We start from the raw sequence: 15848 nt of genomic DNA, 5'->3' as shown, positions 1-15848 counted from the left end.
ATCCCGCCGGAATTTTTTATGCTTACTATGAAAACAAAGCCGGCCGGTTTCTTGTAAAAGAAACCGGCCGGAAAAAAACACAAATGATGAAAAAATAAAAAATTATATTTTTACATGCTGTAAAGCATTATTATTGATTCAAAACAGTTCCGTTAGCACCAATGCCTCCTGTTTTTATAGTGATAATCTTACTTCCTGTAGCTGCTGAATATACAACCATTTCACTTTCTTGTGTAAACTGCTTTACGTCTGAAGCAAAAATTCTTCCGTCGATAACGTTAAATCCATAAAGGGTAAAATAAGGCCCGCCATCTGCTGCTGTTAATAATGGGCTGGAAGGAACTGTCGGAGTTGCTAAACTTGTTGTATACACTTTATTAGCTGAGCTGAAATATAATTTATCATTATCGATCTGAAGGTTCGTTGCACTAGGAATTCCAGTCAGTGTAACTACCGGTGTAAGAGTTCCTGTACCTGAAATCTTATAGATATAAGAATCTGTAGCGGTAGAAGAAATCGTATAAACATTGGATTTGTAGGAAACTGTATTTCCAATCTGACCATTCGGAACGGTAATTTCAGTTTTGCTGTCGTTGGAAGTATTGATATAAGTAATCTTGTTTCCATATCCTGATGAAGCATTTTGTACAAAAACATTCCCTCCTGCTTCTACTGTTTTATCAGAAACCTCAGTCATATTGATTTTGCTTACAAATGTATAGTCGGAAGCTTTATATTTCGTTATACTTTTTGCATTGGTAGAGAAGTTGGTGTTGGCAACATAGATAAAGTCATTTGCAAAAGCAATTCCTCTTGGATTATCAATCTGATCTGTAATTACTCCTAATTTTTTAAATGTATAACGGTCTACTACAACAATTTTATTGGAGTTATTCATAACTAGATAAGCCTTATTTCCATTAAGACCAATAGTCTGAAGAACATCTCCCAGAATTTCTTTATTGTTGTTATAACCATATACATCATCCTGCTTCAGGCTCAAATCCCTGGTAACGAATGTTACTTTGGCTCCCTGGCTGTTAAAGTTACCTTCGTTGGAGATAAAATATCCGTTCTGGTACGTAATCGGAGAAACTTCAAATTCTTCAGAACTGCTTGTACATGAAGAAATGTTAAACAATAACACTACTGCAAATAATACAGTTAAAAGTTTAGTTAATTTCATAATTTATTCAATTTAATTTTTTAAAAATTTATTGCGGCATACACACTATAGTTTCTTTTGGGTAAAGGATAGAAAGAAACGGTTTTATAATATGTATTTGTCAGATTATTCACTTTAAATCCTAAAGTATATTTTTTCGCAACCGTTGCAGAAACACCCATATTTAAAAGAAAATAGGGATCTATGGCTTCCGATCTCTTTTCATCACTTGTGGTATAGGTAACTCCGTTTAATAATCCCTGTACAAAAAACTTAATAAACCCATACTCATAGTCTATATCGGCACTTCCTCTGTGTATCGGAACATAGGGCCTTTGCATTTTGGTTTCTTTATCAATAGATTTTGCAAAATAGTATCCTGCATTTGCTCTGAACTTATGGTTACCAAATTGTTTGCCGAAAGACAGCTGGGACTCCAGCCCGTAGGATTCTGATTTATTGACATTAAAGGCCTGCCAGTAACCTTTAGCAGTTGGAAGCCATACAATAAGATCTGTTATATTCATATAGTATGGAGACAAAGCAATCCTGAAACCTCCCACTTTGAATTCATGGGTCATATCCACCTGAGTAGAAGTTTCCGGTCTCAGATCTTTATTTCCTCCCGGTTCATAATAAATATCATTAAATGACGGATATCTGAAGTTTTTTGAAACATTAATGCTCACATCATACCATTTTGCTGTACTCCATTTCCCGGAAAATGAATACATAATTGGAGATTTTACATCTTCTACAAAATCTTTCTTAAATCCTCCTTCAAAACGCAGATCTTTTGTGGCAAAATATCTTAACAGCCCCGAAACAGAACCAATATTTCTGCTTACATCCGATATACCGCTCTGATATCCTTCTCCTTTATTAACCTGAAATTCTCCGATCAGATTAAAATTCCACTTTGAATTCAGAAAATAGTTGAAGTCATTTTTAAAGATATAATTTTTTCCGGTTCCACCACTGGATTTAGGCATATTCAACGAACCGAAATACTGAAAATTCTCTTCTGTATAGGCAGCTTTAAAGGAGTTGCTGAATTTTGTTCTGCTCCAGTCCCAGGAAAGAAGGCTTCTTATACTCTGAGTCTTATATTTTGTCTTTGTTCCTGTTTCTTCATAGACAGGATAATGTTGTGAAGAATCAAAAAACTGGCTCTGCCAAGAAATTTTATGATCATTTGTGATTTTATAGGATGCTCCTACATTGAATGTTACATTGTAATAATTTCCGTTTCTGTTGATATAGTTCAGATCACTTACTTTATAGTCATTTTCACTTACAGAATAATTTCCGGAAGCTTTAAAACTGAACTTATCATTGCTGTAAGAACCTTTTATAAAATTATTATAAGTATTAAACGATGCCACTTCAGAAAATAATGAACCATGGAACCCTTTATTAAAATCAAGGGTATTATTCAGATGAATGCTTCCTCCGATAGCTCCGCTTCCATAGACCACACTTCCGCCGCCAGCTTTTATTCCGATCTGATCATATCCGAATAGAGCAATATTATTGATGTCTCCCTGCCCCAGAAAATTGGAATTGATATTAATTCCGTTCCATAAAAATGCAGTCTGCTGGGCAGTAGTTCCCCTGAAAGAAGGTGAAGAAACAGCTCCGCGGCCATTTTCCTTAATAAAAACCTGTGACTGAAATCTCAGAAGTTCTGAAAGGTTGCTGGAATTTTTCTCAGCATCTTCCGCCGAAATTATTTTTACAGGATGAAAAAGCTTCACCCTATTCATCTGATTGTCGAAGACGTAAATAGTGTCAATGGTCTTCTCTTGTCCAAAAAGAAAACAGCCATAAGATGAAAAAAGCAGTACTAAAGATCTTTTTATATCCATACCTTTTTACTTTTCCTCCGAAAGCAATATGTTTTTGATTATAATTCCGGCAGGTCTCCTGACTTTCGCATTCTGCCCCTTCCCGTCATTAAACAGTGGTTTTTTGCAGAAACTTGTATTGCGATTTACAGTTGCGGGGACAGTCCGGGAGTTACACCCGATTCCCTTTTCATTCCAAAATACTGGAAACCAAAATTTTTGCAAAGATAGTTTTTTATATGTATCCGCCAAAAAACGCAATTACTCATAAAAGCACTATCTTTTGTCATATAAACAAAAAAGAACAGCCGTTTTCAATATTGAAAACAGCCATTCATCCCATGACTTTACTATTATATGTGTTATTTTTTAATAAATTTATAGGTCTGTTGTTTTCCCTCCTTCACTAAATATTCCAGAATGTAAGCTCCTTTTGACAAGGATGAAACATCAATCTGCCCTTCCACAGTATTGAATGATTTCACCCTTTGTCCAACCAAATTATAAATTTCTGCTTTCTCTATTTTTCCTGTGCCTTTAAAATATAGAATATCAGTGACCGGGTTAGGATAAATACCCATGCTGTTTTTCTCTTTTGCCACATCATTCACGGATAAATATTCAGATGTATCCAGATAAAAAGCAACCATTTGATTGGAAGCATTGACTCCCATTCCCGCAATTTTCTTCCCATCCTGAGAAATAGCCAGAGGAAGTCCCATTGTTACCCCATTGGTGGCAATTCCTAAGGATACAGCATAATCATTCAGGTTAACCCTTCCGGTAGCTGAGGTCCAGATAAAGCCTTCTCCTGACATTGGAGGAGCTCCAAATGCTCTGTAATATCCAATAACTTTTGTCCCATCCGCTGAAATTCCTGTTGCTCCTCCTTTGAAACTGAATGATGCATTAGGATGCGTAATATAAGTAAGTCCACTTACCGCATTCCAAACATAGGGGTTAGGATTGGCTGAACCGATGATGGTACTCCCGTCTGCGGAAATACCTCCCGCTTCCCCAACATTATTCCCATTGTTATCTGTAATAAAGCTTTCCACTCCATCCTGCCATTTCGCGCCGCTTCTGGTACCGTTTGATTCGTCCTGCCATCCTACAATCACCGTTCCTGAAGCATTGATTGCATTTGCCCTGGAGCTGCGTCCCTGAACAATACTTCCCAGATCTACCATTCCGTTGACTTCGTCCCATTTCACAGCATGTGCATTAGCGGCTGTAAGGAATCCCAATCCTACAATCATATTTCCGTTGGCTGTCATACCCCAGGTAGAACTCACACTGCCATCCCAGCCGGTAGGAACCAACCCTCCTCTGTTTACCCATGTGGCTGTTGCCACATCATAAGTAGATATCTCATTGAACCCTGTTGCAGCATTTGTAACAGAAGACGAGATCTTACTTCCGTCATTCGAAACTATGGTTCTGCCCGCAGCCGGATATCCGTTTGATATTGAGCCTATCTGTACAAGTCCTCCCGCCATATTCCATTTATATATACCTCCTGCACTTGTATGCATACTTACCACTCCATTATCCGAAACCGCCCCTACATTATAATTTCCCAAGCCAATTACAGTAAGCTGAGCTTCCGCAATACCGAATTTCAGAAAAAGGCAAGCTGTTAATATTTTCATTGACATTCTGTAAAAATTTTTCATATTTTATTATATTTAGACTTTCTAATTGGTGAAAACAATATTAATACAATATTTACGACACCCAAAGAAATTGACTTTCATAATTCGTGAATTTCAAAAGAATACAATTTTTAAAACATTAATAATCAAATAAATAAGAAAAAATTATTTTGAATATGGATTTTACCCGAATTATTCAAAAAAACACAAACAACCCATTATTCATTCAAAAATTATTTCATCATAGCAGAGAAATACTCCTTGTTATTTTCATTGGATTTTCTCTTATCACCAATGCACAATCCGGCCCTGACTTTAGTATTTTGGCAGATAAGGCATTTTTAAAACTCTATCAGAATTCTGACGAATGCATCAGCTATACTCAGGGAATTCTTGTCAGCGATCAGAATACAGAACATAAAATGATCCTTCAGAATATTATTTCCCAGGCTTTTGCCATGAAGGGTGATTATGTACAATCTGTGAATATTTTCGCTCAAAAAGAAGATCCTGATCTGCATAATAATCTTTCTTATTTTATGCAGATCTTCAATGATTATAACCTTGCTGATCAATATCAGAATCTGGGTTTATACAATCAGTCTAAGAGAATTATCAGTTATCTCCTGTCTGATCAGAAACTTCTTAAAAGTAACGATCCGGCTTTAAGAGTTACTGCTGCAAAACTGTATCAGCTTCAGGCTTTGAACTCAGGAATCAACAGGGATTATCCCACAGCGCTTCAAAATCTGAACAAAAGCAATCAATACCTCAGCAGTCATAATGAAGAAAATAAAATATTAAAACTGGAAAACAGGATTTTCCGTTCTTCCTATCTGCTGAAACAAAATAAACTTATCGAATATCAACCTCTTATAAAAAGTATTATTGATGATCTTGAGCATCAGAAAAACCAGCCATTTCTGTTAGGTCTTGCCTATGAAAACCTGTCTCAATATTATTTTCTGAAGCAGGATTACAGTGCATCTGTTGAAAAGCTGGAAGCCGGGCTTTCAATGATTGAAAATCTGCCTTTCAATAATTTAAAAATTAAAATATATGAATCATTATCCCGTAACTATTATGCACTTCATGATGATACAAAGTACCATCAATACAATAAACTCTACAATGATCTAAAAACAAAAACAGATGCCAGCTCAAGGGAAGGAATACGGTATATCGTAAAACTTGTAGAAACCAGTCAGAATAAAAACATTGAATTTCAAAAACTGATGTTTGTTAAATCCTTCTGGCCGTTAGCGCTCATTTTGTCCTTGATAATTTTGGGACTATTCGCTTATTTTTTAAGTATTAAAAGTAAAGGTAAAGACTTAAAAAAACAATTTGATTTCTTTGAAAAACAGATCAGTCGCAAGTCTCAATCTGCCATACCAGAGAAGGCTACTGTAACGGCAAAAGATTCCGGTTCTACCAAAATATCCAGAGAAAAAGAAGATGAGATTCTCCGCAAACTTGAAGAATTTGAACAATCCGACCGTTATCTGAACAAAAATATGTCGTTATCCATGCTTTCCTCTCAGATGGAGGTTAATACGAAGTACCTTTCGGAAGTTATTAATAACAAAGAGAAAAATTTTAACGGTTACATCAACAAACTGAGGATCAATCATATTGTACAATTATTAAAGAATGATTCTACTTTTCTCAATTATAAAGTGAGCTATCTTGCAGAGTATTCAGGGTTCTCATCGCACAGTGCCTTTACTACTGTCTTTAAGTCTGTCACCGGGATGTCTCCCAACACCTATATTCAGGAAATCAGTAAAAGTAAAACTGTATGAAACTCTTTTTTAAAATAGTTACACCAATCTTTCTGTCATTTTGTCTCGTCATGAAAGCTCAGAAAATACCGGATCGTGAATTGATCAGAAAAGCCCGGCTAGACATTTATGACAACCCTGATTATACTATTAAAACCGGGGAACAGTTATTAAAGAAAAAACCGGATATCAATACATCCATTGATATTTATATGTTGCTTTCCACAGCGAATATTGCCAAAAGAAACTTCGAGGAATCTTTAAAGTATATTTTAAAAGCTAAGGAGCTGTCACAGAAAACCAACGATTCCAAAAGCCAGGCAAGTGTTCTTATTTCCGTTGCCATACAATATCAGCAGATGGAACTTTTTAATAAGAGTTTAGAAACTTTGAATGAGGCCGATCAGTATCTGGCCAGAATACCGGAAAAAACACCTGTTAAATATATTGAAACGGCAAGAAGTTATGCTATAAAAGGAATGATTTACAAGAGTCAGTCTAATTCAGAAATTGCCCTGGAAAAGTTTTTAACTTCGATACAGAATTTTGAAAAAGTATCTTTCAAAAAGACCACTTACGCTAATATGAGTGTGGTATACTACAACATCGGATACTGCTATCTTAATCTCAATCAAATTGATAAAGCACAGGAGGCTTTTGTTCAGTCTTTGGACTATGCCCGGAAAAATCACGCTAAAAGTCTGGAAGCATTTGCCTTGAAAGGAATTGCTGAAATCTATAAGCAAAAACATGAAAATCAATCAGCAATCAATCTTTTACTAAAAGCAGAAAACCTTTGTAAAAATACAGGAGATATCATCCTGAATGAAGGAATCTATAAAGAATTAGCTGATAATTATCTTGCTTTGGGAGAACAGAATCTCTATCAGCAGTATAACAGAAAATACCTGGAAATGCGTTTCAGGAGAAAGCAGAACGAACTGAAATCCATTAATCAGATTATCGATAATCATAATAAGGAAACCTTTTTAGAAAGCGAAAAACTGAAATCTTATCATCATTCCATAATAATAGCTTCTGTTGCACTGGGAAGTGTTGTAATGGCTGTTCTCCTGTACTTTATTGTAAAGGTCAGAAGACAAAATAAAAAGTTTCAGAAAGAAATCCAGCAAATGATAAGAACTTCATAACCTATAATAAAAAAACGTTCCAGAGCCGGAACGTTTTTTATGATCTGTAATTTTCAACTTTATTTACCAATAACTTCAGTAATAGGATTCCCCACATTTCCACTTGGAAACTGGATTTTCAGTAAAGAAGATACGGTAGGGGCAATATCCGTCATATGATATTCCTTATTGCTTTCTCCCTGCTTCACTCCCCATCCCATAAAGATCAGTGGAATATGTGAGTCGTAAGAATTCCAAACACTGTGTGTAGTTCCTGTCTTAGAATATGGCGGAAGCATAGAGTCATGAGAAATCAGCTGGATGTCTCCGCTTCTCTGTCTGTTGATTCCATTGATAATTCTCTGTTTGATTGGCTCCGGAATGCTGGATTCCTGAACCTTATCTACAGAAACGGCGTATAAAACTGTAGGATCTTTCTCAATTTCTTTAACGGCAAAGTTTCTTACATCATCCAGTTCAAGCTTATTGTCAGCCAATACTTTTCTGTCAAAATAAATCTGGTAGTTATCAATGGCGTTGATCAGCTTGTCAGCTCCGAATTTTTCTTTCAGTTTCTGATTCAGATTCTTTTCTGCATCTTCTCCGAAGAAACCTGTCGGAATTTTATGCTCTTTAAGGAATCCTACAGAGTGGGCTCCCCCGTGATCCGCAGAAAGGAAAACCGTATACTCGCCTTTTCCTACTTTTGAATCAAGATATTTGAAGAATTCTGCCAGATCCTGATCCAATCTGATATAAACATCTTCCACCTCAATAGAATTCGGTCCGAATTTGTGTCCTGCGTAATCTGTAGACGCCAGGTTGATAGCTAAAAAGTCTGTGATATTATCTCCACCCAGTTTTTCACCTTCTACAGAAGCTTCTGCCAGCTTTAATGTCAGCGTATTCCCGAAAGGTGTATACCGGATATTATCTTTTTTAGCCTGATAATCTTTTGCTAAATTGCTGTAAGGGAAAGTAGGTGTTTTGGCGCTTCCCAACAGACCTTCCCAGGGAGAATTGTCAGGTGCGCTTTCTGTATATTCATTAATCGGAAGTAAAGTATTCCAACCATTGGCAACTAATTTTTCCGGAAGATTCTGGGAGTTGAATGATTTCACCCATTGCGGAAGATCATTCATATACCATGTACTGGTAATGAAATTTCCTGTGCTGTCATCAAACCAGAAGGCCCCGTTGGGTGTGTGGCCTGCAGGAAGAATGGAAGCACGGTCTTTCAAAGAAACCCCCACTACTTTTCCCTGGAAGTTGGTAGCCAGTCTCAATTCATCAGTCACTGTCGTAGACCAAAGATTTTTCGGAGAGTGGCTTCCGGTTTTTGTATTGGTAGTTCCAACCGGCTGAACGCTTTCATCTGCGGTACAGTAAACTCCTTTTCCGGTTTCCTTATCCGTCCAGTCATTTCCTGCAATCCCATGAATAGCCGGCACAGATCCTGTATAGATACACGTATGTCCCAAAGCTGTAATGGTGGGAACATAAGGAATATGTACATTATTCAAAGAATACCCTGTATTCAAAAGTCTTTTGAAACCGTCATTTCCATATTTACCATAAAAACGGTAAAGATAGTCCCAACGCATCTGGTCTACGACCAGACCTACGACTAATTTGGGTCTTTCCAATTGAGTATTTCTGTTCTTCTGCGCATTGATTGTAACTACGGACAATAAAGTAGCTGCCGCAATTGAAATGTTCCTAAGCATCCAAGTAAAATTTTTATTGACCACAAATTTAAGGGTTTTGAAAGTTTTGGAGTGTGAAATTTTATTTAATTTTGATTATTATACAATTCATCAATTCATCTTCTATGATTCTAGGCGTATACTGGTATTTCAGATTTCCTAATCAACTTTATGACTTTCAATTCTTCAAATTTTATCCGGGATACGGAGGACACGCCGATAACCCAGCCGAACTGGCAGCGAGAGTCCGTGTTGAAAACGCAGATGATCTTATCCGTAAGCTTGAAGAACTGAAAACAGATTTCAAAGAAACTTATTTGCAACTGAATATTGACGGGAATCAACTCATCATCAATATTGGAGATCATCAGCTTTTTGATTTTCATTTTCAGTTTGCAAAAGAGATTGAAAAGTTATTGATTCTTGAACATGCTGTTTCATTGGATACCCATGTTCCCTTTACCGTTCAATCCAGTAAAAGCTATCTTCCGGAAAGAGAAGCATTCAAAAATATAGAACACCGCTTCATTCAGATGGTTGGTTCAGATTTCAAAAAAAATAATGCAGAGAATTATGCTGTCAGAATAGATTGCAATCTGCCTTTGCTGTATAAGCACAATCTTATTAACGATTTAGTAAAGATATGCAAAGAAGAAAACTTCCAGGTATTTTATTATAATGATTTTGATTTTAAAGATCATTGTAACCTGATGCTTTTTTTCACTAATGGCAGACAGAAAAAAGAGTCCGTTCAAAAGGTTGATATCAATTCTTTCGGAAGTAAAGTACGCCGTCTTACTGAAAAATACCCTCTCCATTTCGGTCATTTCGGAAGCTTCAAAGAGTATCCTTTACAGGGGCCTCATACAGAACTGATCGTAGATGAAGAATATATTATCAACAAAAAATAAAAACCATTTTAATTCAAATTACATGATCAAATTTAAATATATCATTCTGTATGTAGAAGATGTAGAACACTCCATGAATTTCTACAAAAATACTTTCGGTTCTGAAATAAAATTCATCACTCCTGAAAAAGACTATGGAGAGCTTCTGACCGGAGAAACCACTCTTGCATTCGCCTCTGTAAGTCTTGCAGGCTCCAATATTAAACAGGGATTTTTAACCTCAAAAACAGAAGATAAGCCTTTCGGAATGGAACTGGGATTTACAACAGACAATGTGGAAGCATTGGTAGAAAAGGCAATAAAGAACGGAGCTGTTTTTTATGAAGATATTGCTGTAAAACCATGGGGACAAAAAACAGCTTATATCAAAGATCCCAACAATTATCTTGTAGAAATATGTACTGAAATCCAATAAGCCTAAAATATCTGATGTGGAAATAAAAAATTTACAAAAGCTAACCTCCAACCCCAGCTCTGAATGGGGACATAACGGTTATACAACAGACAGAATATATTCAGTTTCTTCCATAGAATTCGGAGGTTCTTTTGAGTTTATTTTAAAAGAAAAAGCATTTCCTTATACCAAAATATGGGAAACAACTTCCGAAGACCTTAAGGAGCTGAATACCATTATTGAGCAGGGAAATTCTTTCGGTGCTTTTGTCAATGAAAAACTGGCAGGCTGGATCATCTGTGAACACAGGAAATGGAACAACAGTTTTTATATTGAAAATATTCTGATCGACGAAAAACACAGACGGGAGGGAATTGGAATTATGCTGATCAAAAGTGCCATTAAAGAAGCCCGAAGATTAAACTGCAGAGTTATAGAGCTGGAAACCCAAAACACCAACTACCCTGCCATACAGTTTTACAGAAGAATGGGATTCAATGTTACCGGGCTGAACACCAGACTGTATAATAATGCTGAGGAAATTGCTCTTTTCATGACTTTAGACATGGAATAAATATTATAAAACAGATACTTAATACACGATATTTGATCCCGTTTAATTAAAACACTTGTGGGTGTGCTAATTTTTATATACATTAGTAATCAACAAATTAAAAAGTATTACTATGAAAAATCTAAAAAAATTAAAAAGGAATCAGCTCGTCCTGATTAGTGGTGGTGATACTCCATATGCTTTATGTGATATTGATGGCAACTGCCCTCCTACGATAGGATCATACTATTGCAGCGACGGTACCTGTTACAGAGTTTCCGGCGGTGGAGGCGGTAATCCGGGATGTAATGAACCGATGCGTCTTTGCCAGGAATGGGAAACAGGATGCGGATGTGTTTATATATAAAGTATAATTTGTTAGATAAAATTTTGTTGAGGGCGGTTTTTACCGCTCTTTTTTATACCTGCCTCAGAATATATCCCTTCAATTTTATTACTTTCGCAAACAGGATCCCTTAATAATATGCAAAATCTTCTGAATTATATCAGATCACTCACTTCATTTTCCGACGAAAGCTGGAATATGCTTCAGCCTGCCCTATCGGTAAGAATTTATAGAAAAAATGAACTGATGTTGCGGGAAGGTGAAATCTGCAAATCCTTATTCTTCATTGACAAAGGATTTTGCAAAAGCTATTTTGAGATAGAAGGTAACGTTAAAAACACCGGATTCTTCTTTGAAAACGAAATTGCAACCAATATCAGCAGCTTTGGGAGTGGACAAAGATCCGAATTTAATATCATTGCCTGCGAGGAACTTCATGCAGTTATTTTTGATAAAACAAAATTATTTGGAATTGCAGAAAAATCTTCAGAAATTGAGAGTTTAGGCCGCCATTGTATCCGTCAGTTTGTTTCCAGACAGGAAGAATTTTCCAATCTGTTCAAGCTCTATACAGCGCAGGAAAGACTCGAATATCTTGAAGACCAACACCCTTATATGATTCAGCGCATACCTCTCACTCAGCTGGCTTCATTTCTGGGTGTTGCAAGAGAAACATTAAGCAGAATCCGGAAACGGAGAATATCCAGGTAGCCCAACTTATATTTAAGATCATACCACACTTAAAGTATACTATGACAACATTAATCTGGCAGGGAATCTTTTATCAATCTCTCGAATATTTTAATCTATTATCCGAGGATAAAAACTATACTGCGGAATCAAAAATTATCGGATGTCACGAGGATAAAATATATGCTTTAGAGTATAGAATCCTCACTGATAAAAATTGGGTTGTTCAGAGTTTTTCAATCGAATCTGAGATCAATACGGTTAAAAGAATTTTTAGAGGAAAAAGAAATCAGAATCAGTGGGAAATCAACGGCATAATAAATCCTGATTTTAACAACTTTAAGTTTATAGATATCTCCCTGACCCCATTCACCAACACGCTTCCCATCAATAATTTAAAACTTTCAGAAAACATTCCTCAGAAGATCGATGTGATGTATATTGATATTTTAAACCATTGCATCCGGCCTGTAAAACAGCAATATACCCGGACAACCGCTAATAAATACCTGTATGAGAATATTGAAAATGATTTTAAAGCAGAAATTTCGGTAGATGAAATGGGATTAGTCACCAGCTATCCGGAATTGTTTGAAAAGATTACAGAACTTTGAAAACCAATCAACAGCAATTTAATCAGAAGATAATAAATCAAGTATCTTTTATTTAAATATCAAAAAAACATTTTAAAATTATAAAATAACACGACAGCTTTTGTCGCCGTGTGTAGATAATTTTGCATCAGAACCAGACAAAATCATTATAATATAAATATAATCAAATAATGTATAGTATGATTTATATTAAATCGCATTAACGTGAGTTTCGATTCTTAAAAAGTGTTAAATTTGCAAAGTTTCAAAAAAACTAATTACTAACTCAAAAAACAACATTGAATGAGAAAGTTTTATCTCAGTGCACTTACTTTGTGCATGATTCCGGGAGTATCGGCCCAGGAAGTGGTATGGCAGAAAGACATCAAATCCTCTACCCAGGCTTTCCTGAGCGAGATCACCACAACCATCGATCAGCAATATTTAATTACAGGAAGTTCGATACAGTCAGGAAGCGGGAAGCTGGAGACTGGAAGTAAGCAGAACAACGGTTATGATTTTCATCTGATCAAGCTGAACCAGCAGGGTGAAGAAGTCTGGGAAAAATATTTCTCAGGACAAAACCATGATTATCTGTCAGCCACAGTCACAACACAGGATGGCGGATTTCTTTTAGCAGGCACTTCTTATTCAGGGAAAGGGCTGGATAAAAAAGAGGATTCCAAAGGAGGATCTGATATCTGGCTCATTAGAATCAATGAATTTGGAGATGAATTATGGCAGAAGACCTTAGGCAGCTCTTCTGATGAAGAAGCCAGAGCGGTTATCCAGACTACCGATTTAGGATTCTTTGTGGCCGGAAATATACAGGGTTCTTCAAAAGGCTACGGTTCTAAGGATGTCTTCATCACAAAACTGGACAAAGACGGAAAAGAAATCTCACAGCTTATTTTAGGTGGAAAAGGATTAGATGAAGTAGAGAAGATGATTCCAACAAAAGACGGCGGAGCTTTACTTGGAATGTATTCAAGAAGTTCAGCTGTACAAAGTAAAATGTATAATGTACAAAGCCCTCAAAATACATCCGACACCCGACATCTGACAACGGTACAAAAACAAAGCGACAACTTTGGCGAAGGCGATTACTGGATTGTAAAACTTGACAAAACAGGAAAAGTGGAATGGGAAAAGAACTTCGGAGGGAAAGGTGATGATCATATCAGAACCCTTGCATTGACGTCAACCGGATTTATTATCGGTGGAGAATCCAGATCAGAAAGGTCAGGAAATAAAACGGTAGGACTGGAAGAAGGAACAGACCTTTGGCTCATTGCTTTAAATGAAAGAGGCGATGAACAGTGGCAGAAATCTTACAATTTCAAAAACCGTGATATTCTGATGGGCATGAGTGTTCTTCATTCTGCGGATGACAAATCTTCCAAAGGAATTTTATTGGGAGGTTATACCCAGGCAGAAGGAAGAATAGAAAATGATGATGAAACCTTCTGGATGCTGTATCTGAATCAGGATGGAAATGAACAGTGGAGAAAACATGTAAAAGGAGAATCCAGAAAGAAAGAAGAGAGACTTTCTGATTTAAAGCTGAACAGAGACGGATCAATTATTCTGGCCGGAACCAGTGCTGAAGAACTCGGTAAAGAAAACTGGAAGATCGTGAAACTGGGAGACAAACAGGTTGACCAGTTAATTGAGAAATACGATATCAAAATCTATCCGAATCCTGTCTCAGATTATGCTTACATAGAAATCGGTTTTGATTTTAAGGAATCGGATATTCTTTTGTATGATATGAGCGGAAGACAGCTGCAGAGTATTAAAACAAAGAATAAAGTGACTAAGATCAATACCCAGGCACTCATTCAGGGGGCATATCTGGTGACGGTAAAAACGGATACAGGTAAAACGGCTAATGCTAAACTGATAAAGAAATAACACAGATAATGAAAAGATCATACTTATTACTGCCTTTACTGGCAGCACAACTTTTTCAATCCCAAACAACTCCTGCTACTGGTTCGGTAAGCAGTCCTATGGATAATATAAAACAAATCTATCCGGCTGCTCCCACTGCAAATAATTTAATGAAATTTGAGGAAGTTCCTGTAAGCTATTATACAGGAATCCCAGATATTAAAGTTCCACTTGCAGGGATCCCAACCCATGATGCTAAAATTTCTATGAATGTTTCCTTAAATTATCATCCTTCAAATGCCAGGCCTGATGATAAGTCCGGGGAAGTCGGTTTGGGATGGAGTCTGTTTGCCGGGGGAAGTATTACCAGAACGGTAAGAGGTACTCCTGATGACCAGGCTGTATCGGCTTCTTACGGAGGACAGGCAACTATAGGCATTTTGTTTGATGAGTTTACTTCAAACTTTACAGACAAGAACTACAGCCGGAAATATCTGGATGCTCAGGAAACAGGAGTCGGCATAGATCCGGGTAATGTTCAATTTAGAAAGCTGTTTTATGAGGGTTTATTTTTAAACAGATTTGATACAGAATATGATCTGTATCAATATAACTTCATGGGATACACCGGGAGATTTATTGTTAAAAAAGACTCCAACAATCAGTTGTATGCTGAGAAACTGGATAAAAATAATTTGAAAATTACCATTAGTGCCACCAATCCTTCAAACAGCCTTGAGGCCATAGCATTTCTGATCATTGATGAGCAGGGCAATAAATATTCTTTTGATGTTCCTGAAAAATCCGTACGAACAACGCTTTCCAATAAAACAGGCTTTTCCGGAAATATTAATACCAATGTATCTAATTTAGGAGATATTAATTCGGCCTTTCATTTAAGCAAAATACGCAGTTCATCGGATGCTGATCTTGTTACATTCAGCTATTACCCTTCCCAACAGGTATTTTATACGGAATATTCCCAAATTGACAGAAGTAAAAAGTTTCCGGATGATGATATTGTCAGTGAACCTGTGAGAATACAGTTTGACGCAGAAATTCCTGCTATGCAGGAAATAAATACAGCGTCAACGAATACAGCTGTTCGCTCTTTAAAGGATATTGAAATCGTAGGCAAAGGGAAAATCAGCTTTATATATGTACAGGGCCGGGGAGATACC

Annotated in this window: 14 protein-coding genes and 1 riboswitch; of the genes, 10 read left to right on the top strand and 4 right to left on the bottom strand. The window is 36.6% G+C overall.

From position 1 onward, the window contains the following. Window positions 1–130: 130 nt before the first annotated feature. The 3 genes from CRS_RS05580 to CRS_RS05570 form a co-directional block, all read right to left on the bottom strand. Window positions 131–1186 carry a YncE family protein gene (locus CRS_RS05580; RefSeq protein ID WP_142723091.1) on the bottom strand — a complete coding sequence of 352 codons (1056 nt, stop codon included), beginning with the start codon at window positions 1184–1186 and terminating at the stop codon, window positions 131–133. 20 nt (window positions 1187–1206) lie between these two features. Further along, window positions 1207–3033 carry a TonB-dependent siderophore receptor gene (locus CRS_RS05575; RefSeq protein WP_142723090.1) on the bottom strand — a complete coding sequence of 609 codons (1827 nt, stop codon included), beginning with the start codon at window positions 3031–3033 and terminating at the stop codon, window positions 1207–1209. 30 nt (window positions 3034–3063) lie between these two features. Then, window positions 3064–3242: riboswitch (cobalamin riboswitch) on the bottom strand. Between the two features lie 132 nt (window positions 3243–3374). Then, window positions 3375–4688, bottom strand: a complete 1314-nt coding sequence (locus tag CRS_RS05570; protein ID WP_142723089.1) for a T9SS type A sorting domain-containing protein — start codon at window positions 4686–4688, stop codon at window positions 3375–3377. Between the two features lie 155 nt (window positions 4689–4843). Here CRS_RS05570 and CRS_RS05565 point away from each other — a divergent pair, with 155 nt between their 5' ends. Together CRS_RS05565 and CRS_RS05560 are read left to right on the top strand one after the other, a co-directional pair. Further along, window positions 4844–6472: an AraC family transcriptional regulator gene (locus CRS_RS05565; RefSeq protein ID WP_142723088.1), complete on the top strand. Its 1629-nt coding sequence runs from the start codon at window positions 4844–4846 to the stop codon at window positions 6470–6472. Further along, window positions 6469–7602 carry a tetratricopeptide repeat protein gene (locus CRS_RS05560; protein ID WP_142723087.1) on the top strand — a complete coding sequence of 378 codons (1134 nt, stop codon included), beginning with the start codon at window positions 6469–6471 and terminating at the stop codon, window positions 7600–7602. Before CRS_RS05565 ends, CRS_RS05560 begins: the two co-directional genes overlap by 4 nt. Before the next feature lie 59 nt (window positions 7603–7661). Here CRS_RS05560 and pafA read toward each other — a convergent pair whose 3' ends face one another. Then, window positions 7662–9308 (bottom strand): alkaline phosphatase PafA, encoded by a 1647-nt coding sequence (pafA, locus tag CRS_RS05555; RefSeq protein ID WP_142723086.1) that lies wholly within the window; start codon window positions 9306–9308, stop codon window positions 7662–7664. Between the two features lie 104 nt (window positions 9309–9412). Here pafA and CRS_RS05550 point away from each other — a divergent pair, with 104 nt between their 5' ends. The 8 genes from CRS_RS05550 to CRS_RS05515 form a co-directional block, all read left to right on the top strand. Then, window positions 9413–10198 carry a hypothetical protein gene (locus CRS_RS05550; protein ID WP_142723085.1) on the top strand — a complete coding sequence of 262 codons (786 nt, stop codon included), beginning with the start codon at window positions 9413–9415 and terminating at the stop codon, window positions 10196–10198. 22 nt (window positions 10199–10220) lie between these two features. Continuing rightward, on the top strand, window positions 10221–10613 hold the full coding sequence (locus CRS_RS05545; protein WP_142723084.1) for a VOC family protein: 393 nt from the start codon (window positions 10221–10223) through the stop codon (window positions 10611–10613). A gap of 16 nt (window positions 10614–10629) precedes the next feature. Next, entirely contained in the window at window positions 10630–11166 is a 537-nt protein-coding gene (locus CRS_RS05540) for an N-acetyltransferase (protein WP_142723083.1), read from the top strand. Window positions 11167–11278: 112 nt separating this feature from the next. After that, window positions 11279–11512 (top strand): hypothetical protein, encoded by a 234-nt coding sequence (locus CRS_RS05535; protein ID WP_142723082.1) that lies wholly within the window; start codon window positions 11279–11281, stop codon window positions 11510–11512. Between the two features lie 117 nt (window positions 11513–11629). Then, the gene (locus tag CRS_RS05530; RefSeq protein ID WP_142723081.1) at window positions 11630–12202 is read left to right on the top strand and encodes a Crp/Fnr family transcriptional regulator; all 573 of its coding nucleotides are present in this window, start codon (window positions 11630–11632) and stop codon (window positions 12200–12202) included. Window positions 12203–12243: 41 nt separating this feature from the next. Beyond that, entirely contained in the window at window positions 12244–12795 is a 552-nt protein-coding gene (locus tag CRS_RS05525; protein ID WP_142723080.1) for a putative glycolipid-binding domain-containing protein, read from the top strand. Window positions 12796–13077: 282 nt separating this feature from the next. Beyond that, a complete protein-coding gene (locus CRS_RS05520) occupies window positions 13078–14688 on the top strand; it encodes a T9SS type A sorting domain-containing protein (protein ID WP_142723079.1) in 1611 nt (536 codons plus the stop codon). Between the two features lie 8 nt (window positions 14689–14696). Next, window positions 14697–15848 (top strand): hypothetical protein (locus CRS_RS05515; protein WP_228451187.1); only part of this gene is annotated, 1152 nt, incomplete at its 3' end.

Source organism: Chryseobacterium sp. ON_d1 (assembly GCF_006829085.1).
GTDB lineage: Bacteria > Bacteroidota > Bacteroidia > Flavobacteriales > Weeksellaceae > Chryseobacterium.
Note: the sequence above shows the minus strand (reverse complement) of the source record. Positions and strands in the feature narration are given on the sequence as shown.

Bases quoted from the DNA above. Each gene is read 5' to 3' on its own strand.
- CRS_RS05580 (WP_142723091.1), bottom strand. From the start codon at position 1,186: ATGAAATTAACTAAACTTTTAACTGTATTATTTGCAGTAGTGTTATTG.
- CRS_RS05575 (WP_142723090.1), bottom strand. From the start codon at position 3,033: ATGGATATAAAAAGATCTTTAGTACTGCTTTTTTCATCTTATGGCTGT.
- CRS_RS05570 (WP_142723089.1), bottom strand. From the start codon at position 4,688: ATGAAAAATTTTTACAGAATGTCAATGAAAATATTAACAGCTTGCCTT.
- CRS_RS05565 (WP_142723088.1), top strand. From the start codon at position 4,844: ATGGATTTTACCCGAATTATTCAAAAAAACACAAACAACCCATTATTC.
- CRS_RS05560 (WP_142723087.1), top strand. From the start codon at position 6,469: ATGAAACTCTTTTTTAAAATAGTTACACCAATCTTTCTGTCATTTTGT.
- pafA (WP_142723086.1), bottom strand. From the start codon at position 9,308: ATGCTTAGGAACATTTCAATTGCGGCAGCTACTTTATTGTCCGTAGTT.
- CRS_RS05550 (WP_142723085.1), top strand. From the start codon at position 9,413: ATGATTCTAGGCGTATACTGGTATTTCAGATTTCCTAATCAACTTTAT.
- CRS_RS05545 (WP_142723084.1), top strand. From the start codon at position 10,221: ATGATCAAATTTAAATATATCATTCTGTATGTAGAAGATGTAGAACAC.
- CRS_RS05535 (WP_142723082.1), top strand. From the start codon at position 11,279: ATGAAAAATCTAAAAAAATTAAAAAGGAATCAGCTCGTCCTGATTAGT.
- CRS_RS05530 (WP_142723081.1), top strand. From the start codon at position 11,630: ATGCAAAATCTTCTGAATTATATCAGATCACTCACTTCATTTTCCGAC.
- CRS_RS05525 (WP_142723080.1), top strand. From the start codon at position 12,244: ATGACAACATTAATCTGGCAGGGAATCTTTTATCAATCTCTCGAATAT.
- CRS_RS05520 (WP_142723079.1), top strand. From the start codon at position 13,078: ATGAGAAAGTTTTATCTCAGTGCACTTACTTTGTGCATGATTCCGGGA.